The 21207-nt window shown below is 64.5% G+C and carries 24 protein-coding genes and 2 pseudogenes; 13 read left to right on the forward strand and 13 right to left on the reverse strand.

Going from position 1 to position 21207, the window contains the following annotated elements; all coding sequences use genetic code 11:
* Window positions 1–2 precede the first annotated feature (2 nt).
* From ACQY8M_RS05950 to ACQY8M_RS05960, 3 genes are read left to right on the forward strand one after another with little or no spacing between them, the layout of a single operon-like run.
* Complete coding sequence (locus ACQY8M_RS05950; protein WP_428669846.1) at window positions 3–2795, forward strand: [protein-PII] uridylyltransferase; 2793 nt, start codon at window positions 3–5, stop codon at window positions 2793–2795.
* Window positions 2796–2853: 58 nt separating this feature from the next.
* On the forward strand, window positions 2854–3486 hold the full coding sequence (locus ACQY8M_RS05955; protein WP_428669848.1) for a LysE family translocator: 633 nt from the start codon (window positions 2854–2856) through the stop codon (window positions 3484–3486).
* Between the two features lie 16 nt (window positions 3487–3502).
* Window positions 3503–3724: a hypothetical protein gene (locus ACQY8M_RS05960; protein ID WP_428675627.1), complete on the forward strand. Its 222-nt coding sequence runs from the start codon at window positions 3503–3505 to the stop codon at window positions 3722–3724.
* Between the two features lie 120 nt (window positions 3725–3844).
* Here the strand turns inward: ACQY8M_RS05960 and ACQY8M_RS05965 are convergent.
* From ACQY8M_RS05965 to ACQY8M_RS05985, 5 genes and pseudogenes are all read right to left on the reverse strand, one after another.
* Window positions 3845–3952: pseudogene (locus ACQY8M_RS05965) on the reverse strand (hypothetical protein); the annotation flags it as partial.
* A 60-nt stretch (window positions 3953–4012) separates the two neighbouring features.
* Entirely contained in the window at window positions 4013–4513 is a 501-nt protein-coding gene (locus ACQY8M_RS05970; protein ID WP_428669850.1) for an L-2-amino-thiazoline-4-carboxylic acid hydrolase, read from the reverse strand.
* Window positions 4514–4581: 68 nt separating this feature from the next.
* Window positions 4582–5544, reverse strand: a complete 963-nt coding sequence (locus ACQY8M_RS05975; RefSeq protein WP_428669852.1) for a Bug family tripartite tricarboxylate transporter substrate binding protein — start codon at window positions 5542–5544, stop codon at window positions 4582–4584.
* Complete coding sequence (locus ACQY8M_RS05980) at window positions 5541–5951, reverse strand: hypothetical protein (protein ID WP_428669854.1); 411 nt, start codon at window positions 5949–5951, stop codon at window positions 5541–5543. Before ACQY8M_RS05980 ends, ACQY8M_RS05975 begins: the two co-directional genes overlap by 4 nt.
* Window positions 5952–5977: 26 nt before the next feature.
* Window positions 5978–6811: a pyruvate, water dikinase regulatory protein gene (locus ACQY8M_RS05985; protein WP_428669856.1), complete on the reverse strand. Its 834-nt coding sequence runs from the start codon at window positions 6809–6811 to the stop codon at window positions 5978–5980.
* Between the two features lie 320 nt (window positions 6812–7131).
* On the opposite strand from ACQY8M_RS05985, the gene hemE reads away from it, so the two are divergent.
* The 6 genes and pseudogenes from hemE (at window position 7132) to ACQY8M_RS06015 (ending at window position 11958) form a co-directional block, all read left to right on the forward strand.
* Window positions 7132–8172 (forward strand): uroporphyrinogen decarboxylase, encoded by a 1041-nt coding sequence (gene hemE / locus ACQY8M_RS05990; RefSeq protein ID WP_428669858.1) that lies wholly within the window; start codon window positions 7132–7134, stop codon window positions 8170–8172.
* 76 nt (window positions 8173–8248) lie between these two features.
* On the forward strand, window positions 8249–9196 hold the full coding sequence (gene hemH, locus ACQY8M_RS05995) for a ferrochelatase (RefSeq protein WP_428669860.1): 948 nt from the start codon (window positions 8249–8251) through the stop codon (window positions 9194–9196).
* Window positions 9178–9597 (forward strand): annotated as a pseudogene (gene hemJ, locus ACQY8M_RS06000) (protoporphyrinogen oxidase HemJ); the annotation flags it as partial. The gene hemH and the pseudogene hemJ, both read left to right, overlap by 19 nt.
* A 96-nt stretch (window positions 9598–9693) precedes the next feature.
* On the forward strand, window positions 9694–10209 hold the full coding sequence (locus tag ACQY8M_RS06005) for a thiamine pyrophosphate-binding protein (protein WP_428669862.1): 516 nt from the start codon (window positions 9694–9696) through the stop codon (window positions 10207–10209).
* A 1-nt stretch (window position 10210) separates the two neighbouring features.
* Window positions 10211–10825: a thiamine pyrophosphate-dependent enzyme gene (locus tag ACQY8M_RS06010; protein ID WP_428669864.1), complete on the forward strand. Its 615-nt coding sequence runs from the start codon at window positions 10211–10213 to the stop codon at window positions 10823–10825.
* Window positions 10825–11958 carry a C45 family autoproteolytic acyltransferase/hydolase gene (locus ACQY8M_RS06015; protein ID WP_428669866.1) on the forward strand — a complete coding sequence of 378 codons (1134 nt, stop codon included), beginning with the start codon at window positions 10825–10827 and terminating at the stop codon, window positions 11956–11958. Before ACQY8M_RS06010 ends, ACQY8M_RS06015 begins: the two co-directional genes overlap by 1 nt.
* Before the next feature lie 43 nt (window positions 11959–12001).
* Here ACQY8M_RS06015 and ACQY8M_RS06020 read toward each other — a convergent pair whose 3' ends face one another.
* The 5 genes from ACQY8M_RS06020 to ACQY8M_RS06040 all read right to left on the reverse strand — a co-directional run bounded on the left by ACQY8M_RS06020 (window position 12002) and on the right by ACQY8M_RS06040 (window position 15054).
* A complete protein-coding gene (locus ACQY8M_RS06020) occupies window positions 12002–12790 on the reverse strand; it encodes an enoyl-CoA hydratase-related protein (protein ID WP_428669868.1) in 789 nt (262 codons plus the stop codon).
* A 2-nt stretch (window positions 12791–12792) separates the two neighbouring features.
* Complete coding sequence (locus ACQY8M_RS06025) at window positions 12793–13161, reverse strand: nuclear transport factor 2 family protein (protein WP_428669870.1); 369 nt, start codon at window positions 13159–13161, stop codon at window positions 12793–12795.
* Window positions 13162–13196: 35 nt separating this feature from the next.
* Entirely contained in the window at window positions 13197–13583 is a 387-nt protein-coding gene (locus ACQY8M_RS06030; RefSeq protein ID WP_428669872.1) for a hypothetical protein, read from the reverse strand.
* 44 nt (window positions 13584–13627) lie between these two features.
* On the reverse strand, window positions 13628–13966 hold the full coding sequence (locus ACQY8M_RS06035; protein WP_428669874.1) for an H-NS family nucleoid-associated regulatory protein: 339 nt from the start codon (window positions 13964–13966) through the stop codon (window positions 13628–13630).
* A 182-nt stretch (window positions 13967–14148) separates the two neighbouring features.
* On the reverse strand, window positions 14149–15054 hold the full coding sequence (locus ACQY8M_RS06040) for a LysR family transcriptional regulator (RefSeq protein ID WP_428669876.1): 906 nt from the start codon (window positions 15052–15054) through the stop codon (window positions 14149–14151).
* Window positions 15055–15154: 100 nt separating this feature from the next.
* Here ACQY8M_RS06040 and ACQY8M_RS06045 point away from each other — a divergent pair, with 100 nt between their 5' ends.
* Entirely contained in the window at window positions 15155–15286 is a 132-nt protein-coding gene (locus ACQY8M_RS06045; protein ID WP_428669878.1) for an RSP_7527 family protein, read from the forward strand.
* Window positions 15287–15305: 19 nt separating this feature from the next.
* Window positions 15306–15812, forward strand: a complete 507-nt coding sequence (locus ACQY8M_RS06050; RefSeq protein ID WP_428669880.1) for a DinB family protein — start codon at window positions 15306–15308, stop codon at window positions 15810–15812.
* Here the strand turns inward: ACQY8M_RS06050 and msrA are convergent.
* Together msrA and ACQY8M_RS06060 are read right to left on the reverse strand one after the other, a co-directional pair.
* On the reverse strand, window positions 15796–16485 hold the full coding sequence (gene msrA / locus ACQY8M_RS06055) for a peptide-methionine (S)-S-oxide reductase MsrA (protein ID WP_428669882.1): 690 nt from the start codon (window positions 16483–16485) through the stop codon (window positions 15796–15798). The genes ACQY8M_RS06050 and msrA overlap by 17 nt on opposite strands.
* A 1-nt stretch (window position 16486) precedes the next feature.
* Window positions 16487–17326, reverse strand: coding sequence for an SDR family NAD(P)-dependent oxidoreductase (locus ACQY8M_RS06060; protein WP_428669884.1), 840 nt, complete (start codon window positions 17324–17326; stop codon window positions 16487–16489).
* Window positions 17327–17379: 53 nt separating this feature from the next.
* On the opposite strand from ACQY8M_RS06060, the gene ACQY8M_RS06065 reads away from it, so the two are divergent.
* Together ACQY8M_RS06065 and ACQY8M_RS06070 are read left to right on the forward strand one after the other, a co-directional pair.
* A complete protein-coding gene (locus ACQY8M_RS06065) occupies window positions 17380–17778 on the forward strand; it encodes a hypothetical protein (RefSeq protein WP_428669886.1) in 399 nt (132 codons plus the stop codon).
* A 14-nt stretch (window positions 17779–17792) separates the two neighbouring features.
* The gene (locus ACQY8M_RS06070; protein WP_428669888.1) at window positions 17793–17984 is read left to right on the forward strand and encodes a CsbD family protein; all 192 of its coding nucleotides are present in this window, start codon (window positions 17793–17795) and stop codon (window positions 17982–17984) included.
* A 28-nt stretch (window positions 17985–18012) separates the two neighbouring features.
* On the opposite strand, the gene ACQY8M_RS06075 is transcribed toward ACQY8M_RS06070, so the two are convergent.
* Entirely contained in the window at window positions 18013–21204 is a 3192-nt protein-coding gene (locus ACQY8M_RS06075; protein ID WP_428669890.1) for an efflux RND transporter permease subunit, read from the reverse strand.
* Between the last annotated feature and the right edge of the window lie 3 nt (window positions 21205–21207).

Raw genomic sequence — 21207 nt, forward strand, 5'->3', positions numbered from 1 at the left:
CAATGCCGACTTCATACGATTCCATCCCCGACCGCCGAGCGATCGTCCGCCGCCGCGCGCTGGAGGAGTCCCTGGCCAAGCTGGTCGAGGGCGTGCCGACCGGCGCCGACCTGCCCCGGACCCAGGTGCTCGCCCTGATGCGCGAGGCTCTGGCGGCCGGTCGCGCCGAGATCCGCCGCCGCTTCGAGCAGCCGGGCCCACTCAAGAACGACGGGCTGGCGGTGCTGGCGGCAACATCTTTCCTGATGGACCAGCTGATCCGCGTGATCTTCGATTTCGCCGACGGCCACGCCTATCCCGCCGCCAACCCTAGCGCCGCGGAGCGCCTCGGCGTCGTCGCGACCGGCGGCTTCGGCCGGGGCGAGATGGCGCCGCTCAGCGACATCGACCTGCTGTTCCTGCGGCCCTACAAGCAGACGCCGCGCGGCGAGCAGATCGTCGAGTTCATGCTCTACCTGCTGTGGGACCTCGGGCTGAAGGTCGGGCATGCCACGCGCACGGTCGAAGAGAGCCTGCGCTATGCCGAGCGCGACCAGACGATCCGCACCGCCTTGCTCGAGGCGCGCTACATCTGGGGCGATCGCGAGCTGTTCGACGAGCTGATGAAGGGCTACACAGCGAAGTTCGCCGCCGGCGACGGCCGGGACTTCGTCGAGGCCAAGCTCAACGAACGCGACCAGCGCCATACCCGCATGGGCGATTCGCGCTACGTCGTCGAGCCCAACGTCAAGGAGGGCAAGGGCGGCCTACGCGACCTGCATACGCTGTTCTGGATCGCAAAGTATCTTTATCGCGTGAGCAAGCCGGCTGAACTGGTCGACAAGGGTGTGCTGACCCGGGACGAGGCGCGCCACTTCGAGCGCGCCGACCGCTTCCTCTCGACCGTGCGCTGCCACATCCACTATCTCTCGGGTCGCGCCGACGACCGTCTCTCGTTCGATCTCCAGCGCGAGATAGCCACGCGTCTCGGCTACCAGGACCGATCGGGCGGTCGCGGCGTCGAGCGCTTCATGAAGCATTATTATCTTCACGCGAAGACGGTCGGCGACCTGACGCGAATCTTCGTCGCCGCACTCGAGGACAGCCGCCGCCGCAAGCCCAAGCTCGCGGCCCTGTGGCAGAGCCTGCGGCCGCGCCAGCTCGACGGCTTTCGGCTCGACGGCGAGCGGCTCGCGGCAGCGACACCCGATGCGTTCGTGAAGGATCCGGCGGCGATCCTGCGCCTGTTCCATGTCGCGCAGGAAAACGGCCTCGATATCCATCCCGCCACATTGCGGCTCATCACGCAGAACATCCGGCTGGTCGACAAGCTGCGCAACGATCCGGAAGCCAATCGCCTGTTCATGGCGATGCTGACCTCGCGCCATGACCCGGAGACGACCTTGCGGCGGCTCAACGAGGCCGGCGTGTTCGGCCGCTTCATTCCCGACTTCGGCCGCGTCGTCGCGCAGACGCAGCACGACATGTATCACACATACACGGTCGACGAGCACACGATCCGCGCCATCGGCATCCTGGCTCGCATCGAGAACGGCACGCTGAAGGAAGATCACCCGCTGTCGGCCGACGTGGTCCACAAGATCCTGTCGCGGCCCGTGCTCTATCTCGCCGTGCTGCTGCATGATATCGCCAAGGGCCGCGGTGGGGATCATTCAGTGCTCGGTGCCGAGGTCGCCATGGCGCTCGGGCCGCGCCTCGGCCTGAGCGAGGCCGAGACCGAAACCGTCGCCTGGCTGGTCCGCTACCATCTCGCCATGTCGGCAACCTCGTTCCAGCGCGACCTGATGGACCCCAAGACCATCGAGACCTTCGCCGCCCTGGTGCAGTCGCCCGAACGCTTGCGCCTGCTGCTGGTGCTGACGGTGTGTGACATCCGCGCGGTCGGTCCCACCGTGTGGAACGGCTGGAAGGCGGCGCTGCTGCGCCAGCTCTACAACGCGGCGGAGAGGGTGATGTCGGGCGGCACGCTGTCGGGTGGCCGCGCCGAGCGTATCAAGGCGATCCAGGCAGACGTCGGGCAGCGTCTCGTCGGCTGGACCGAGGCCGAGAAGGAAGAGCATTTCGCGCGCGGCTATGCACCCTACTGGCTATCCTTCGGGACCGACGCACTGGTGCGCCAAGCTGAGCTGGTGCGCCGAGCCGAGCGCGATCATCAGCCGCTTGCCATCGAACACCGGGTCGAGGCCGACCGCTCGGTCACCGAGATCACCATCTATACACTCGATACGCACGGACTGTTCGCCCGCCTCGCCGGCGCAATGGCGATCAGCGGCGCCAACATCGTCGACGCCAAGATATTCACCCTGGCCAACGGCATGGCGCTCGATGTGTTCTGGATCCAGGACCTCGAAGGCAAGCCGTTCGACGGGCCGCAGCGCCTTGCTCGTCTTGCCGCCCGCGTCGAGATCTCGCTCTCGAACCGCCTCGACATCGCGCGCGAGCTCGATGCGCAGCGGAGCTCGTGGCCCAAGCGCGATCGCGTCTTCACCGTCTCACCACTGGTGCTGATCAACAACAATGCGTCGGACACGTTCACCGTGATCGAGGTCAACGGCCGTGACCGGCCGGGCTTCCTGCATATCGTCACACGCGCGCTCACGCGGCTCAACCTGCAGATTGCCTCGGCCCATATCACGACTTATGGAGAGCGCGCGGTCGACGTATTCTATGTGAAGGACCTGTTCGGCCTGAAAGTCGTCAATGCCGACAAGCTGAAGCAGATCTCCGCCGAGGTCGAGAGGTCCATCCGCGACTTCGATGCCCGCTTCGCACCGGTGATGAAGGCGGCGGAATAGCGGTACACGATGTCGACGTAGGTGATCGCTGTCGCAGGCTTGTGGAGGGTTCCAGTTCATGGATAGTGCTCTGGTTCTGATCGGCGTCTTCGCGATCTTCATCCCTGCCCTGATCCTGCCCGGGCCCGACTTCGTCGCGGTAGTCCGCTCCTCGATGACTTATGGCGCGCGCGCCGGCCTGCTGACGACGCTTGGCGTGTCGATGGGCCTTTGCCTCTACGCGACCCTCAGCCTGCTCGGCCTGTCGGCGATCCTGGTCCAGTACCAATGGCTTACCTGGGCCGTGCGCGTGCTGGGCGGCGCTTACCTGATCTGGCTCGGCATCAAGCTGCTGCGTGCCAAACCACAGGAGGTCGAGCTCGGTCCTTCGGGCCGGCCCGCAGGCAAGCGCGCGATCCTGTTCGGCTTCCTCGTGACTCTCACCAATCCAAAGGCGATCGTGTTGTTTACCAGCGTCTTCGCCACCGCCGTCACCGCCTCCACGCCGCACTGGCTGATGCTCGTGATGATCGCGCTGGTCACGGCGTCGTCGCTATTCTGGTACTCCTGCGTCAGCCTGTTCATGTCCTCCGGCCCGGTAATGCGTCGCTTCCAGCGCGCACGACACTGGATAGAGCGGGCTGCCGGCGTCTGCTTCATCGGCCTCGGCGGCAAGGTGCTGGCCGACGCCTCCCGGCCGATCTCGCCCTGACGAACGGGTTATACGCATGACCAGCGCGACACTGGCCATTCTCGTGATGGTCGCCGTCGGCACGATCGCCGGCCTCGTCATCCGCCTCCTGCTGCCACCGAAACTGCCGCTCCCACCCGAGCAGGCAATCAACGACTCGCTCATCGCGCGGCAATGGGCCGGCGATCCCGGCCACCCCTCTCCGCTCCCGGTCGACCTGCCAACGCACGTCGGCATCGACGGTAGCGGGTCTGGCTAGCCAGATACGAGGGGTGCTGTCCTTCCCCCACATTCCCCGGCCGGAACCTCCCAGCGGGACCAACGATGCCTGGCGTTCAACGGGACGATACTCCTCAATCGGCACCAAAACTGCGACAGGCCGTCCATAGCGCGTGATTATCGTCGACTTTCCGCGCTGCGCAGCCTCCAGAAGATCTGGAAGTTGATTGCGTGCGTCTTCCGCATCTTTGCGCTGTATATTGCTCATAGGCCACTCAGACGCCGTCAATATGAGAACAGTCACTTCGAACGAACGACGAATAAAAAGCTATCTCGGTGCAAACCTGTAGCGAAAGGTACAGCTTGGCGCGCCCTGCATGATGGTCTGGTTGCGTTCGAGGGTGACTTCATCGCCACTGGCAGCGGCGATGTCGAAATCGGTATGGCAGGCCAGTAATGAGCCCAATTCGGGTTCGTCGAGGGCACGGAAGAATTCAGCGAAGCGGCATCGCGTCACGTCGAACTCGAATGCTTCCTTGTCCTTGCGGTGCGTCTCGAACTCGACCGACGGTCCCGACACCTCGTTCATATGGCCTTGCATCGCCGCCCACTTGCGCCGCGGTGTGCCGTCGACGCTTTCGCCGATCGCGGCAAACATCTGCTTCGACCAGTCGCGCAGGGCCAGCTTCACGATCGCGTCGGCTTTGTCCCTGCCGAGTTCCGCGCGCAGGGCGCGCAGCACCGGCACGAGGACCTGAGCCTGTATCCGCGTCTTGTCCAGGAATGACAAAGTCGGATCCACCATGTAATCGTCGAGCACACCGGTCATGCGATCCTCCGCTTGCGTGGTTGTCGCAAGCGTGCCGCCTTCCCGCTGTTCGCGCCAGTGGAAGGAGTTTACTCCGGCTTGTAGCCCGCGTCGCGCAGCAGGGTCGTGTTGGTGTCGACCTCGCTCTTGATGAAGGCTGCGAACTCCTGTGGCCCACGCGCTGTCGGCACGAGGCCGATCGCGCCGCATTTGGCAATGAAGCCCTTGTTTTTGTTGACCTCGGCCATTGCCCCGGCCAGCCGCTCGACGATCGGGTCGGGCGTGCCTTTGGGCGCCCACACGCCGTACCAGGAACCGATGTTGAAGTCCTTCAGGCCGACTTCCTCGGTCGTCGGGATGTCGGGGGCAAGGGCCGTGCGCGCCTTGGAGGTGACGAACAGCGCCCGCGCCTTCCCCGCCCGCGCGAGCGGCAGCAGTGCCGTCCAAGGATCCATGAAGAGCTGTACGCTGCCGCTCAGCAGATCGGCATTGGCCGGGGCGGTGCCCTTGTAGAGCACGGTGTCGAGCGGCAGCTTGGCGCGGCGCAGGAACTCCAGCGTCGCGACATGGCCGGCCGAGCCGCCGGACGAGAGGGCAAAGAAGTACTTCTTCGGCTCATTCCCGATCGCGGCCATCGTGCTCGCATAGTCGGTTCCGGGCACGTTTAGGTTGACCAGCAGCACCAGCGGCGCCTCGCCCGCCTGAGCGATCGGCCGGAAGTCGGCCTGCGGATCGTAGGGGCACGAGGCGACGACGTACTTGCCGAGCACAAACAGGCTCGCATTGAACAGCAAGGTGTAGCCGTCGGGATCGGCACGTCGGACCGTGTCCGAACCGGTCACGCCCGAGGCGCCGCCGATATTGCGGATGACGATCTGTTGGCCAAGCTTCTCGGACAGCACGTCCGCTGTGATGCGGCCGAAGCCGTCCGTCCCGCCACCCGGCGGATAGGGCACGATCATCTGGATCGGTTTGTTGGGATAGCTCTGCGCGATCGCAGCCGCGGGCAGCAGCGAGGCGGCCGCGCCAGCGAGGATGGTCCGGCGCCTCATGGCTGGATGCTCACTGAAGAGCTACAAGCCTTGCCCCTGGCCTCGCAGATCGTGCGGGCGACGCTCCGGACTTTCACGTCGGCGCAGCCAACGCCCAGTGCGCGCGATGTATCGAGATGCTGTTTCAAGATCGCCGTCCCCCCGGGTGCGATAGGATAGAGCACGCCCTCCCGATAAGCCGACATCAACTCGACGGTTTGCTGCCGGCCGTCGCTCAACGCGACGACCAGATCGACCTGCAGATAGTCGATCGTCTCCGGTGAGTTGTTCTCGACCACCAGGCTCGGCACACAGTTGCCGAACACCAGACTGTCCTCGCCGCGCCTGACATCGATGCCATTCGCCGCGAGTACAGAGGGCGCAGCAATAATCAGACCAAGTGCAAACAGGGAACGCGTACGCATCATCCCCTCCTTCGTTTGCCGTCTCGGCGCTACAGCGCCTGCTGCTTTCGGCCGCGCTTTGTCGCCAGCATCTGCATGATCGATGCCGCAGTCTCCTCAATCGAGCGCCGGGTCACGTCGATCGTCGCCCATTTGCGCCGCGCATAGAGCCTGCGCGCGTCCTGGATCTCGCTCTGTACCCGATCCATGTCGGTGTATTCGCTCTCGGTATCCTGCTGCAGCAGGCGCAGACGATTGACCCGGATCTGCACGAGTCGCTCGGGATCGGTGATCAGCCCGACCACCAATGGCCGCGTTGCCGATTCGAGCTCGGCCGGCGGCGGCACCAGCGGGACCAGCGGCACGTTGGCCGCGCGCACGCCGCGATTGGCGAGATAGACGCAGGTCGGCGTCTTGGAGGTGCGCGATGGCCCGACCAGGATCACGTCGGCGTCGTCGAGATCGTGCGTCGACTGTCCGTCATCGTGCGCCAAGGTGTAATGCATGGCATCGATGCGGTCGAAATAGCCCTCGTCGAGCTGGTGCTGGCGGCCCGGCCACTGCTCGCTCTTGGAATGGAAATGCAGGCCCAGCACGCTCATCGCCTGGTCGAGCACACCGACACACGGCAGTTGGAGGCTGCGGCAGCTCTCGCGCACCTGGTCGCGCAGCTCCGGATCGACCAGGGTATAGAGGACAGGGCCACGGTCCCGCTCGACCGCCTGCATCACCTTCTCCATCTGGCCCCGGGTGCGGACCAGAGACCAGACATGCTCCTGCACGAAGATTCCTTCGTATTGCACGAGGCAGGCTCGAGCGACACTCGACACGGTTTCGCCGGTGGAATCAGACACGAGATGGACGTGGAAATTGCGATTGGCCACGGTGCAACTTACCCCACAGGCTGCCTGGGAGAAACGTGGGATTGCTCGACGCGAATCGGGGATAGCAATGACCCTTCCAGAAAAGGGGTGGATTCAGGGCCCGACTCCCTCCTTCCACCCCGACATTCGTCCTCTCGGGATAGTCCGCCGCGAACATCCTTCAAAACGGGAATCCGACCCAGCAAGGCCGATTGCCGGGCGATTCCCGTCCACAGGGCCCTGGGGACGGGTGTCTAATGAGGCGCATCCCCACGTTCCCCGCCCCCTACTACTGCTACTACTATTAAGAAAGGATAAGAGAGACAGATGAGGGAAAGAATTTGAGCAGCGGGAAGTTCCTGGAGACACTGGCCGGGACGCGCTTTCCGACGCCGCCGATCTGGCTGATGCGCCAAGCAGGACGCTACCTGCCGGAGTACCGTGCCGTCCGGGCGACGACGAAGTCGTTCCTCGATTTCTGCTACACGCCGGAGAAGGCCGTCGAAGCCACCTTGCAGCCGATCAGGCGGTTTGGCCTTGATGCGGCTATCATCTTTTCCGACATCCTCGTGGTGCCCGATGCGCTGGGCCAGAAAGTGTGGTTCGAGGAGGGCGAGGGTCCCAAGCTCGACGCTCTTACAGATCCCGTGCAGTTCGGCCAGCTCTCGCGGGCGCGGCTGACCGGCTATCTGGCGCCGGTCTATTCCGCCATTTCCGCGACCCGGAAAGCACTGCCTGCTGACACCGCGCTGCTCGGATTCGCCGGCGCGCCGTTCACGCTCGCCTGCTACATGATCGAAGGCGGCGGCAGCAAGGACTTCGCCAAGGTGAAGCTGTGGGCCTATCGCCATCCCGATTCCTTCGCGCTGCTGATCGATCTGCTGGTCGACGCGATCGTCGACCATCTCGCCAACCAGGTCGACGCCGGTGCCGATGCCGTCCAGCTGTTCGATTCCTGGGCGGGGATCCTGCCAGAGGAGCAGCTGTTCGGATGGTCGCTCGAGCCGATGGTGCGGATCGCGCACGGCTTGCGGGCGCGCCATCCCAAGGTGCCGATTATCGCCTTCCCGCGGGCGGTCGGGCCGGCAGCACTGATGTATCGCCGGCCGGATGCCTTCACCGCGCTGTCGGTCGACACCGGCATCGGCGCGCACTGGGCCGCGCAGAACCTGCAGCCGCATATCTGCCTGCAGGGCAATCTCGATCCGATCATGCTGGTCGCCGGCGGCCCCGCGCTCGAGCGCGAGGCGACGCGTATCCTCGACAAGCTCGGGCACGGATCGTTCGTGTTCAACCTCGGGCACGGCGTGGTGCCGCAGACGCCGCCGGAACATGTCGCGCAGCTCGTCGAGATCGTGCGCAACTGGAAGCCGTCGGTATGATGAAGGTGCTCGGTCTCATCCTCTTCTCAACCTCCTCTACCCCGTCATCGGGGCAAGCAGAGGGATTGGCCGTCACGTGAAAATCGCCATCATCCTGTTCAATCTCGGCGGTCCGGATTCGCTCGACGCCGTGCAGCCGTTCCTGCGCAACCTGTTCAGCGATCCCGCGATCATCACCCTGCCGGCCTGGCTCCGCCTACCGCTCGCTCGCTTCATTGCCTGGCGCCGCACCCCGAAGGCGCGTGGCATCTACGAGAAGATCGGCGGCGGCTCGCCGATCGTCGGCCAGACGGAGGCGCAGGCGCGTGCGCTGGAAGAGGCGCTCGGCACGGAGCACGAGTGGCGCGGCTATGTCTGCATGCGCTACTGGCATCCGATGACCGAGGCGGTGGTGCGCTCGGTCCAACGTTTCGCGCCCGATCGCATCGTACTGCTGCCGCTCTATCCGCAATTCTCGACGACCACGACGGCCTCGTCGTTCAACGCCTGGAAGAAGGCTTCGAAATTCAACGCACCGGCGGCCGAGATCGAGAGCTATCCGACCGAGCCCGGCTTCATCCGGGCCTCGATCGAGCTCGTGAGACAGGGCCTCGTCGAAGCAGGCGATGGTCCCAGGCGCGTGCTGTTTTCAGCCCATGGCCTGCCCGAGAAGATCGTGAAGGCGGGCGATCCATACCAGGCGCAGGTCGAGCAGACCGCCGCGGCGATCGGCCAGCATCTCGATGGTATGGAGTGGTCGGTCTGCTATCAAAGCCGGGTCGGCCCGCTGAAATGGATCGGTCCGCCGACTGAGGCCGAGATCCGACGCGCCGGTGCTGACAGGACAAGCGTGGTGCTCTATCCGCTGAGCTTCGTGTCGGAGCACTCGGAAACACTGGTTGAGCTCGACATCGACTATCGTCACCTCGCGGCGCAGGCCGGTGTGCCGAAATACGTCCGCGTGCCAACGGTCGGCACGCACCCGCAGTTCATCCACGGCTTGGCTAACCTGGTTCGAGCGGCATTATGGTCTACGAGATCCTGAAGGCCCTCCACGTCGTCGCAGTGATCTCGTGGATGGCGGGCCTGCTCTATCTGCCGCGCCTCTTCGTCTATCATGCCGATACGCCCGCCGGGTCACCGCAGAGCGAGACCTTCAAGATCATGGAGCGTCGGCTTTTCCGCGGCATCATGAATCCGGCAATGATCGGCGTCTGGCTCTTCGGTCTCGCGCTCGCGTGGCAGGGCGAGTGGTGGCACGCCGGCTGGTGGCAGATGAAGTTCGCACTCGTGGCTGGCCTCACCATCGTCCATCATCTCTACGGCCGCTGGCACAAGGAGTTCGCCGCCGACAAGAATACGCGCCCCGCCCACTACTATCGCTGGTGGAACGAAGTACCGACGGTGCTGATGATCGCCATCGTGTTCCTTGCGGTGCTGAAACCCTCGTTCGCACGCGCTGCCGATACGGGCTTCGTGCTCCTCGCGCCCGGCGAAACCGGGATGGTGTGCATCGAGCCACTGCCGCTATAGACTACCGACATGAACGATTGGCGCGACGACATCTTCGAGGTCTTCCAGGACCATGACATCAAGCAGGTCTATCATGTGCCGGATGCAGGGCATTCGCGGCTGATCGAGGCCTGCCAAAAATCCAACTCGGTCCGCACCTTGGCGCTGACCACCGAGGAGGAAGGAATCGCGATCGCCGCGGGCGCCTGGCTCGGCGGCCAGCGCTCGGCGCTGCTGATGCAGAGCTCCGGCGTCGGCAACACTATCAACATGGTAGGGTTGACCAAGACTCTGCGCTTTCCGTTCCTGACGCTCATCACGATGCGCGGCGACTATGGCGAGTTCAATTCCTGGCAGTATCCGATGGGCCAGGGCACGCCCAAGGTGCTCGAGGCGATGGGGATGCTGCTGTACTCGGTCGACAAGGCGGAGGACGTGAAGGCAACCGTCGATGCCGCGGCGCGCTCGGCGTTCCATGGCGGTCAGTCGGTCGCCGTGCTGCTGCGCCAGAAGCTGATCGGCATCAAGACGTTCGGGAAGAAGTGACATGAGCCAGGCTACACTTCAGCGCCGTCCGCTGGTGACGGAAATCCTCGCCGGCGCCGACGACAATCTGCTGGTCATCGGCGGGCTCGGCTCGTCGAACTGGGATATCACCAACGCTGGTGACCGTCCTCTCAACATGCCGCTGTGGGGTGCCATGGGTGCGCCGGTCGGCATGGGGCTGGGCCTCGCGATCGCCCAACCGACCAAGCGCGTGCTGGTGATCACGGGCGATGGCGACATGTTGATGAGCCTGGGTTCGCTCGCCACCGTCGCCGCGCAATCGCCCGACAATCTCGCGATCTGCGTGCTCGACAACGAGAAGTTCGGCGAGACGGGCAATCAGGCGACACACACCAGCCCGCGCAACAACGGCCCGACCGATTCGGGTGCCGGCACTGACCTCGCTCTGATTGCCAAGGGGTGTGGGATCGTCGACTGCGGCACGGTGCGCGAGAAGGCCGACGTGGCGCAGCTCGTGAAAGACCTGCGTACGAAGAAGGGCCCGATCTTCCGCCTCGTGAAGGTGATGGTTGAAAAGCTCGAGTTCGTCATGCCGCCGCAGGACGGCGCCCATCTCAAGGATCGCTTCCGCCAGGCTCTGTTGGGGAGCCCGTGATGGATTATGTGCCTTTCCCGCTCGTCGAATTGACCGGCGGCCCGCGTGAGCGCGGCCGCCAGCACGGGCAGGCCGTTCCCGACCGCATCAAGCGCGGCATTGCGATGTATTCCGAATCGCTGTTGAAGAACGGCGTCGACTGGAAGCATCTCGAGCAGCGCGCCAATGCCATGGTGCCGCTGGTCGAGAAGTTCGATCCGATCTACGTCGAGGAGATGCGCGGGATCGCCGACGGCGCCGGCGTGCCGTTCGCCGGTGTGATGCTGATGAACGCCCGCACCGAGATGGTCGCCGCGGCGCGCAAGCAGCAGGCCCATCAGCATTTCCCGGATGGCTGTACGGCAGCATTCGCGCTGCCTGAGGCGAGCGCCGACGGAGTGGTCTTGCATGGCCAGAACTGGGACTGGCGTGCGGAGTGTGCCGAATCCGGCGTGGTGCTCCGCATCCGCCGCGACGACGGGCCGGACATCCTGACCTTCACCGAGGCTGGCGGGCTGGCGCGCTCGGGGCTCAATTCGGCCGGTATCGGCCTTACTGCCAACGCGCTGGAATGCGACCGCGACTACCAGCGCGGCCAGGGGGTGCCGCTGCCGTTCATTCGCCGCAAGGTGCTGGAATCGGCCTATCTTGCCGAAGCGGTGCGCACCATCTTCGCAACGCCCAAGCTCGGCTCAAATCATATGGCGGTGAGCCACTGCGGCGGCGAGGCCTTTGGCTTCGAATGCGCACCGGACGAGACCTTCTGGGTGGCGCCCGAACATGGCATCTACGTCCATGCCAATCACTGGATCGCCGACGCCGCGCGCGCTCGCGTGAAGGACACCGGTATCCAGGAAACGCCCTGCTCGATCTACCGCGACAAGCGGGTGCGCGATCACCTGACGCCGAAGCGCGGCGCGCTCACGCTCGAGGACTTCCGCTCCGCCTTCTTCGACGACTACGGTTCACCATGGTCAGTGTGCCGTCCGCCGCGGTTGAACAATCGCGGCAACCTCGTCGCGACCTCGGCCATGATCCTGATGCGGCCGGGCGAAGGCCACCTCGAAGTCTGCCCGATGCCGGCGCTCAACAAGCATTTCACGACTTACACGCTGACGCCCGATCAGGTCGCGCAGAAGCAAGCTGCAGAATGATCTTTTGTCTGGGGGCGCCACTCCAGTGGCGGCCCTCCGGCCTTCAGCCCGGATACCAGGAGGGTTTGCGCTTTTCCTTGAAGCTCGCGAGCCCCTCGGTTGCCTCGTCCTGCTGGCGGGTGCGGGCGTGTTCGTCGATCAGGTCGCGCAATTCGCCTTCGTCGATGAAGGCACGAGCCGAGGCGAGCGAGCGCAACTTGGTCGCGGTCGTGGCGGCAGGCGCGTTCATAAGCACTGCCTCGACGATCCTGTTTCCCGCCTCCTCCAGCCCGCCGGTCGGGCAGACCTCGTGCACCAGCCCGAGCCGTCGCGCCTCGGCGGCGCCAAACCGTTCTCCGGTCAGGGCGTAACGGCGGACCTGGCGCAATCCGATCGCCTGGCAGAGCTGCGGCAGTATGATGCCCGCCATCAGGCCCCAGCGCGTCTCGCTGATCGAGAAGATCGCGTCCTCGCTCGCCACGACGACGTCGCAAGCCGCAGCGATCCCGGTGCCGCCACCGAAGCAGCCGCCCTGGATCAGGGCGAGCGTCGGTACGGGGCAGGTATCGAGCCGGGAGACCGCCTCGGCAGTCAGCCGGCTGACTGCCACGTTCTCGCGTGGGCTTTGCGTAGCGACGCCGCTGATCCAGGCGAGATCGGCGCCGGCCTGGAAGTGCCGGCCGTTGCCCTTGAGCACGACGATACGCAGCGACGGATCGCCTCCCAGCGCATCCATCGCCGCATGCAGGCCGGCGATGAGGTCGCCGTTATAGGCGTTGTTGACCTGCGGGCGGTTGAGCGTGACCGTCGCGACGCCACGCCGGTCGACGCTCCAGAGAACCGTGTCGTTCACCTTCACTCCACCTTGAGGTAGCTGTCCTTGAGCGAGATCTTGCCGTCCTTCACCTCGTAGAGGTCGATGCCGTAGCGATCGAACGGCTTGCCGGCATGATCGATGCCGGTGACGCGGAAGGTACCGAACAACTTATCGCCCGCGCGGTGGATGCGCGCCTCCGAATAGCGCGCCTCCTTATGCGCTTTGCTCTTGTCTCCGAAATAGGCGCGCAGGTCGTCCTTGCCCTTGAGCACCCGTCCGGCCGGCGCGCCGCCGGCATTCAGGCGCCATTCGAAATCGTCGGTCACGCAGTCCGCGATCTCCTCTACGTCGGCCTTGTTGAAGGCCTTACCGAAGCGGCGGAACAGATCGTCGATGGCGTCGGGCATGAGCATTCCTTTGATGTCTGCCCGAAAGGATAGCATCAAACAGGCGCGGCCGCGGCCCTTCCCGCCAACCACCCGTCGATCTCGGCTTTCACTTCGGCCCTCCCGAGGGCGGCAAGTTCGTAACTTTGCGTGCGCGTCCCATCGGTCAGTACGTCGATCGCCTGGCGGCGGACGTCCCCGTGGAATTCGATCGCAGGATGGACGGCGTCAGCCGTTGCGTCGATCGGGCGGATGGCGAGCGTCACCGACGGTCCAACTGGCGCCGGTAGCCCGTCGCCAGCTACGGAGAATTCCTGTGTCGCGACATTTGCATCATGGCCGGCGCGGCGCAGATCGCCGATCCTGGCATCGATCTCGGGTCGGATGACCTCGCGGCATTTCACCCAGAAGGCCTGCACGAACAGATCTGTATCCTGGTCCACGGGCTTCTCCGAACCTTTGCCAGGGGTCCTGGCGCGGCAGTTGCCTACTTCGCGTTTTTTACGAGAAACGACTCGCGCTTGCGGCCGGTCTTTTCGGCCGCAACCAGCCACAGCGGCGGCCGGCCGCGGCCGGTCCACTTGTTGCCCTTGTCGTCTGCATATTTCACAGGCACGGGCTTGCCGGCGCCCCGCGCCGCGCCGCGCTTGCCGCCCTTGCCGAGCGAGACCGCCCGCTTCCAATCGGCGAGCGTCAGCGAGTGGCGCGAAATGAGTCTCATCAGCGCGGTGATTCTCTTGTCGGCTTTCGACTCGATGGTCTTGGCGCGTTTTTCCAACGCACGGATCTGGGCGCGAATGACGGAAAGAGACTTGATGCGCGGCATGGATACTACCTCGAAGAAGACAGTAGTGGCTTAGACGAGTATCGCCGAAACAAGAACCACGGAAACATTCAGGGTCTTTGTAGATTCGTCCAGACCCCATTTGCGCATTTCCGCTCAGCGTGAACAAACACATACACAGGATGCACCGCGCAACCAACGATAATTGGACGATTTATCGCGGCTCAAATTTCCCACGGCGGCGGCGTGAACTTTTCGAGAATGAATTCGACGAACGCCGCCACCTTGGACGCCAGATGTTTCCGGTGGGGATAAACCGCGTGAATCGGCACCGGTTCCTCGGCCGAATAAGCGCCGAGCAACGACACCAGTTCGCCGCGCTTGATGGCTCCCGCCACGGTGAGGCGCGTGAGGCGCACGATGCCGAGCCCCTGCAATGCCAGCCGCATCTGCGCCTCGCCTTCGCTGACGGAGATCCGCCCGCCGACCTCGATTTCACGCACCTGGCCCTCGATGCGGAAATGCCAGCGATTGAGATAGGCCCTGTCCCGGCTGACGATGCAATTATGTCGCGCAAGGTCCTCCGGCCGTCTCGGCGCGGGATGCGACGTGAGATAAGCGGGTGCCGCACAGACCAGGCGCACGTCGTCGCCGATCTTGCGCGCCATGAAGCTCGAATCGGCGAGCTTGCCGATGCGTATCGCGATATCGACACTCTCGTCGATCATGTCGACCACGCGGTCGGTCGGCATCAATTCGAGCTGGATATCGGGAAAACGCTCCAAAAATTCCCCTATCATCGGCGCCAGTTGATGGGTGGAGAAGGCAAGCGACGTCGTCACCCGCAACAGGCCATGAGGCGTGCCGCGCTGGTCGGTCATCTCCCTTTCCAGCGACTCGATCTCGCCGATGATTCGGCGCGCGGCGGCATAGAAGGCCTCCCCGTCGGCGGTCAGGCTGAGGGCGCGGGTGGTGCGCTGCAGCAGCCGCACGCCGAGCCGCGCCTCGAGCCGCGTCACGAGCTTGCTGACTGCCGAGGGTGTGAGGCCGAGCACCGGTGCGGCGGCCGAGAATCCTTTGAAGTCGACCACCCGGACGAATGCGGCCATTTCGGCGACGTGATCGATCATTGCCAGATTAATGAAATAACTTCATAAGTGTTGGTCAATTATGCTGGATTAACGGCCTCTGGAGAAGGAATTAGATTGCGATCTACTTCTGGAGGTTTCCATGTTCTCGACCCCATACCCCACGATCCCCCAGATCCAGGCCTATGCCGTTCGGGCGCACCGGATGAGGGGCGCCGTGGTCGCCACTCTCATCCGCGATGTCGCGCGCTGGATTTCGATAGCCTCGCGTTGAGTCCGGCTAAGTCGGCCTCATGACAACGATCTGGGCGCAGTATGCCCGCTACAACCGCCTGGCCAACGAAGCCCTCTATGCTGCCTGCGCCGGGCTTTCCGGCGCGGAATATCGCCGAGATCTCGGGGCTTTCTTCGGCAGCGTGCACGGCACGCTCAACCACCTGCTGGTGGGCGATACGATCTGGATGGCGCGCTTGGAGGGCGGGTCGCACCCGTCGACCAACCTCGACGCCATCCTGTTCGAGAAATTCGATGCCCTGCGCGAGGCGCGCGAGGGGATGGACCGCCGGATCGAGCGATTCTTCTCGGCCTTGCCGGCGGATTTCGAGCGCGGCAGCGTGCGGTACGTCAATAATGCTGGCTTTGCGTCAGAAGATCCGCTCACGGTGATCCTGCCGCATTTCTTCAACCACCAGACCCATCACCGCGCGCAGGCCAATACGCTGCTATCGCAACTCGGCCACAAGCCGCCGGTGCTCGATCTCCACCGCGTGCTGCGGCCCAATCCTACATCCCCGTCCTAGAGACCAGGGCCGGCTCGGCGCGATAGGCTTCGGGAAACAAGCGCTTGAGGTTCTCGACCTTCGGCAGGTCGTTGATGGCGATATAGGGCTGGTTGGGATGCAGGGTCAGGTAATCCTGATGGTAGTCCTCGGCCGCGTAGAACGGCTTTCCGCGCTCGATGGTGGTGACGATCTTCTTGCGGAACACTTTCGTCCCGTCGAGCTGGGCGATGTAGGCTTGCGCCAGCCGGGCCTGCTCGTCGTCCATGGCGAAGACGGTCGAGCGATATTGCGAACCGACGTCGGGCCCCTGTCGGTTGAGCTCGGTAGGATCATGCGCAACCGAGAAATAGATCTGCATCAGCTTGCCGAAGCTCACCTTGCCGGGATCGTAGGCGATCCGCACTGACTCGGCGTGCCCCGTCCGGCCGCTGCCGATCTTCCCGTATTCCGCCGTGTCCTTGTCGCCGCCGGCATAGCCCGACACCGCGCTGGTCACGCCGTTGACGTGCTGGAACACGCCCTGCACGCCCCAGAAACAGCCGCCGGCAAAGACCGCCGTCTTCGTCGTTGCACCGGGGGCTTCGTCGGCGGCCGGCGCCGGGAGGGCGTGGGCCGGCTCGGCAGAAGACGGCACGATCGCCCACGCGAGCGCGAAAGCGGCAATGGCGGAAACAACATATGAGGCTTTCATCTCATTCCTCTGCCCGTAGGAATTCAGCGAACGCATCCTTGTAGTCGGCATGCCAGCGCGACAACGGCGGCCGGTTCTGTGTGATATCCTGTGCCGCCCACACTATCCGGCGATTATCGATCTCCCGAGTCACTTCATTGTCAGGACAGAGGATATAGAAATCGCCGCGCGCCATGCCCTCTACCAGCATGTCGATCACCTGGTCGGGCGCCCACGCACCCGGCGGCTTCTCGCTCCGCCCCCGCGCGGTCATGCCGGTGAAGGTCGACCCCGGGATCAGGAGATGTGCGCTGATGCGATTGCCCTCCTCGTTGCGAAGGCCGTGCGCCAGGGCCTCTGTCAGTACCTTCACGCCAGCCTTGCTGACGTTGTAGGCGGTGTCGCCCGGCGGACAGGTGATGCCCTGCTTGGAGCCTGTGCTGACGATCGCGCCTGCGGTCTTCTGCGCCAGCATCGCCGGTGCGAAGGTCTGCACGCCGTGAATCACGCCCCACAGGTTGACATCGAGCACCCGTTTCCAGCGGTCGATATGGTCCCACGGCCCGCCGCCCGGCGCGGTCCCCGCGTTGTTCATCAGCACGGCGACCTCGCCGAATGCGGCATAGGTCTTGTCCCTCAGCGCCTGCACGCTTTCGAGCTTGCTGACGTCGGTCGCGACCGTGAGCACGTCCTTCGCGCCGATTTCCGCGGCGGCCCGCGCGAGCGCGTCGGCGGAGAGGTCTGCGAGGCAGAGCTTCATCCCGAGCGAGGCGAAGCGGCGAGCGGCCGCGAGGCCGATGCCGCTGGCGGCACCGGTGATGACAGCCACCCTTCCGGGGGCGAGCGCAGGATGGGATTGCATAGAAAGAGTGTAGAGGCCGGGAGCCTTGGGTTGAAGAAGTGCGTTGTAGAGCCATGACCCAACGCCCCTGGACCCATCTCGTGGATGAACCGGCCGCTCGGCATCTCGTCGCGGTCAGGCTTGCCCCTCACGCCGCGGACGAACCCGCGGCGCTTCTGACGACGCTCATCGAAGGATTATGTCCGAACGGTGACTTCGCGATCCTGACGCGTTGTGAGGAAGATTGCGCCGTGACCTTGTGTGCCTTCGCGACACCCAGGGATGCAGAGCAACTCGCTTCCGCGGTCGGCGCGGAAGAGACGGCAAATTACCCGGAGTGGGCCAGCGAACACTCCTTCACTCTGGATGAGACGACTGCGCAGGCAATCGCCGATGCCATCGAGGCGAGTGGTTTTTCATTCGGCATACCGCAACATCACCGCCTGGCCGACGTTTCATATGCCCACCACTAACCGAGGAGAGCACCATGAGCAGCACGACAGACAAAGTTAAGGGCGCCGCCAACGAGGCCATCGGCAAGGCGAAGCAGGGCGTTGGCGAAGTAGTCGGCAGCGACAAGCTGAAGGTCGAGGGCACGATGCAGGAAGCCAAGGGCGACATGCAGCAGGCCGCCGGCAAGGCCAAGGACGCTGTCAAGAAGGCGGTCGATAACGCCTAAAGCCTAACGACATCCACGACGCCGACCTTCACTTCTCAGGCGTGAAGGTCGGCGTTTCGATGTCCTTCTTGCGCCACTTGAAGCGCAGCTCGGCGAGGCCGGTCGAGATAACGTAGAAGACCGGCGTGAAAATCAGGCCGAAGATCGTCACGCCCAGCATGCCTGCGAACACCGCGGTACCGAGCGACTGGCGCATTTCCGCGCCGGCCCCCGTACTGAAGACCAGCGGCACCACACCCAGGATGAAGGCGAGCGAGGTCATCAGGATCGGCCGGAGGCGCGTGCGTGCGGCCGAGACGGCGGCATCGAAGCGCGTCATCCCTGCCTCGTGGGCCTGCTTGGCGAACTCGACGATCAGGATGGCGTTCTTCGCCGCAAGGCCGACCAGAACCACCAGGCCGATCTCGACCAGGATGTTGCGGTCCAGCCCGCGGATGTTCACGCCGATCATCGCGGCGAGAATGCACATCGGCACGATCAGGATCACGGCGAGCGGCAGAAGCCAGCTCTCATACAGCGCCGCGAGCAGCAGGAAGACGAACAGCACGGCCAGGCCGAAGGCCATAATCGCAGTGTTGCCGGCAAGCTTTTCCTGCAGCGCGATTTCAGTCCATTCGAATCCGAAGCCTGATGGCAGCACCTTGCTGGCAAGGCCTTCCATCGCCTCGATGCCCTGTCCGGAGGAGAACCCGCGCACCAGGGCGACCTGCACCTCGGCAGCGGGGTAGAGGTTGTACCGCGCCACGCGATAGGGCCCGGTCGTGTCGCTGAAGGTTGCCACCGAGCCGATCGGCACCATCTCGCCGCTGGCGCTGCGGGTCTTGAGATTGGCGACATCGCGCAGGGTGAGGCGATAGGGGTTGTCGGCCTGCGCCGTCACCCGATAGGTGCGGCCTAGGATGTTGAAGTCGTTGACGTAGGCCGAGCCCATGTAGACCGACAGCGTCTGGAACACGTTGCCGATCGGCACGCCGAGTTGCTCGGCCTTGGTGCGGTCGATCTCCGCCCAGATTTGTGGCGTGCGGGTACTGAACAGCGTGAAGGCCTGGGTCAGACCGGGCGTCTGACCCGCCGCACCGGCCAACGCCCATGTCGCGCCCTCGAGCGCTGGCAGGCCGCGGGCAGCGCGATCCTGCACATAACCCTTGAGGCCGCCGCCGGTGCCGATGCCGGGCACCGAAGGCGGCTCGAGCACGAACACGAAGGCCTCACGCAGCGAGAACATCTTGCCGCGCAGGTCGTTCAGGATCTGGTCCTTGGCCAGGTGAGCGCGCTCGCTGAACGGTTTAAGGGTCACAAAGATCACGCCCGTGTTGGGGGCGTTCGTGAAGGTGGCGCCGTCGAAACCGACAAACGACACGGCATGCGCCACGCCTTCCGTCGCCATGATCATCTCCGAGGCCTGACGCACCAGCTTGTCCGCACGCTCCAATGTCGAGCCGGGCGGCAGCTGCATGGCCGCGATCAGGTAGGAGCGGTCGAGCTGCGGGATCAGGCCGGTCGGCGTGCTGGCCAGCCGGTTGTAGGTGAGGAACAGCAGTCCGGCATAGACAACCAGCACCACCACGACGAGGTGGACCGCCCGGGCCGTGACCCTGCCATAGGCGTCCGACAGCCACTCGAAGCCGTGATTGAACTTCTCGAAAAACCAGTTGATCGGGAACAGCAGCCGGTCCCGCAGGGTCGGCTTGGGCGCCTCGACGTGCGACAGCGCGTGCGTCTTGAGCAGAAGCGCGGCGAGGGCGGGCGACAGGGTCAACGATACGAAAGCCGAGATCGCCGTCGAGGCCGCAATGGTGATAGCGAACTGCTTGTAGAACGAGCCTTGCAGGCCGGTAATGAAGGCCGTCGGCAGGAACACCGCGATCAGCACCAGCGAGATCGCGATCAGCGCGCCGCCGACCTCGTCCATGGTCTTGTGCGCCGCTTCCTTGGGCGACATGCCCTGGGTCAGGTAGCGCTCCACGTTCTCGACCACCACGATTGCATCGTCGACCACGATGCCGATCGCCAGTACCAGCCCGAACAGCGACAGCGTGTTGAATGAGATGCCCACCGCCGACATCACGGCGAAGGAGCCGATCAGCGACACCGGGATGGCGAGCAATGGGATCAGTGCGGCGCGCCAGGTCTGCAGGAACAGGATGACCACGATGACGACGAGGATCAGCGCCTCGAACAGCGTGTGGATCACCGCGTCTACCGACGCCTGGATGAACTCGGTCGGGTTATAGACGATCGTATAGTCGATGCCCGACGGGAAGTTCTTCTTGAGTTCCTCCATCTTGGCCATGATGCCGTCGGAGGTCGAAAGCGCATTGGAACCCGGCCGCTGAAAAATACCAAGCGCCACCGCGTTCTTGTTGTCGAGATAGGAGTTCTGCGTGTAGTCCTGCGCGCCCAGCTCGATGCGCGCCACGTCGCGCAGGCGTGTGAACGAGCCGTTGGTCTCGGCACGCAACACGATGTTCCCGAACTGCTCGGGCGAGGTCAGACGGCCGAGCGTGTTGACCGTCAGCGTGAAGCCGCCGGGCGACGAGGCCGGCGCCTGGTTGATCGCCCCCGCGGCGACCTGCAGGTTGGCGGCCCGCATCGCCAGCACCACCTCGGTGCCCGTCATGTTGTGCGCCGCCACCCGCGCCGGATCGAGCCAGACGCGCATCGAGTAGTCGCGCGCACCAAACACGATCACGTTGCCGACGCCTTCGACGCGGGTCACGACGTCCTTCACATAGAGCGTCGCGTAGTTGGAGATGTATTGCTGGTCCCGGCTGCCGTCCGGAGACGTCATGTGCACGACCATCATCAGGTCGGGCGAGGCCTTGCGGACCACCAGGCCGAGGCGCTGCACGTCCTCCGGCAGGCGCGGCTGGGCGACTGCGACCCGGTTCTGCACCAGCACCTGCGCCTGGTCGATATCGACGCCCGGCTTGAAGGTCACGCTGATGGTCAGCGCACCGTCGCCGGTAGATTGCGACGATATGTAGAGCATGTCGTCGACGCCGTTGACCTCCTGCTCGATCGGCGTGGCGACGGTCTGGGCGATCACCTCCGCCGACGCGCCGGGATAGGTCGCGTTGATCGTGACGGTGGGGGGCGCGATCTCGGGATATTCCGATACGGGCAGGCGGAGCTGGGCGATGCCGCCGACGATCAGGATGATGAGCGACAGGACCGACGCGAAGATCGGCCGGTCGATGAAGAAATGGGAAAATCGCATGGG

The sequence above is a fragment of the Reyranella sp. genome, from assembly GCF_965279465.1.
Lineage (GTDB): Bacteria > Pseudomonadota > Alphaproteobacteria > Reyranellales > Reyranellaceae > Reyranella.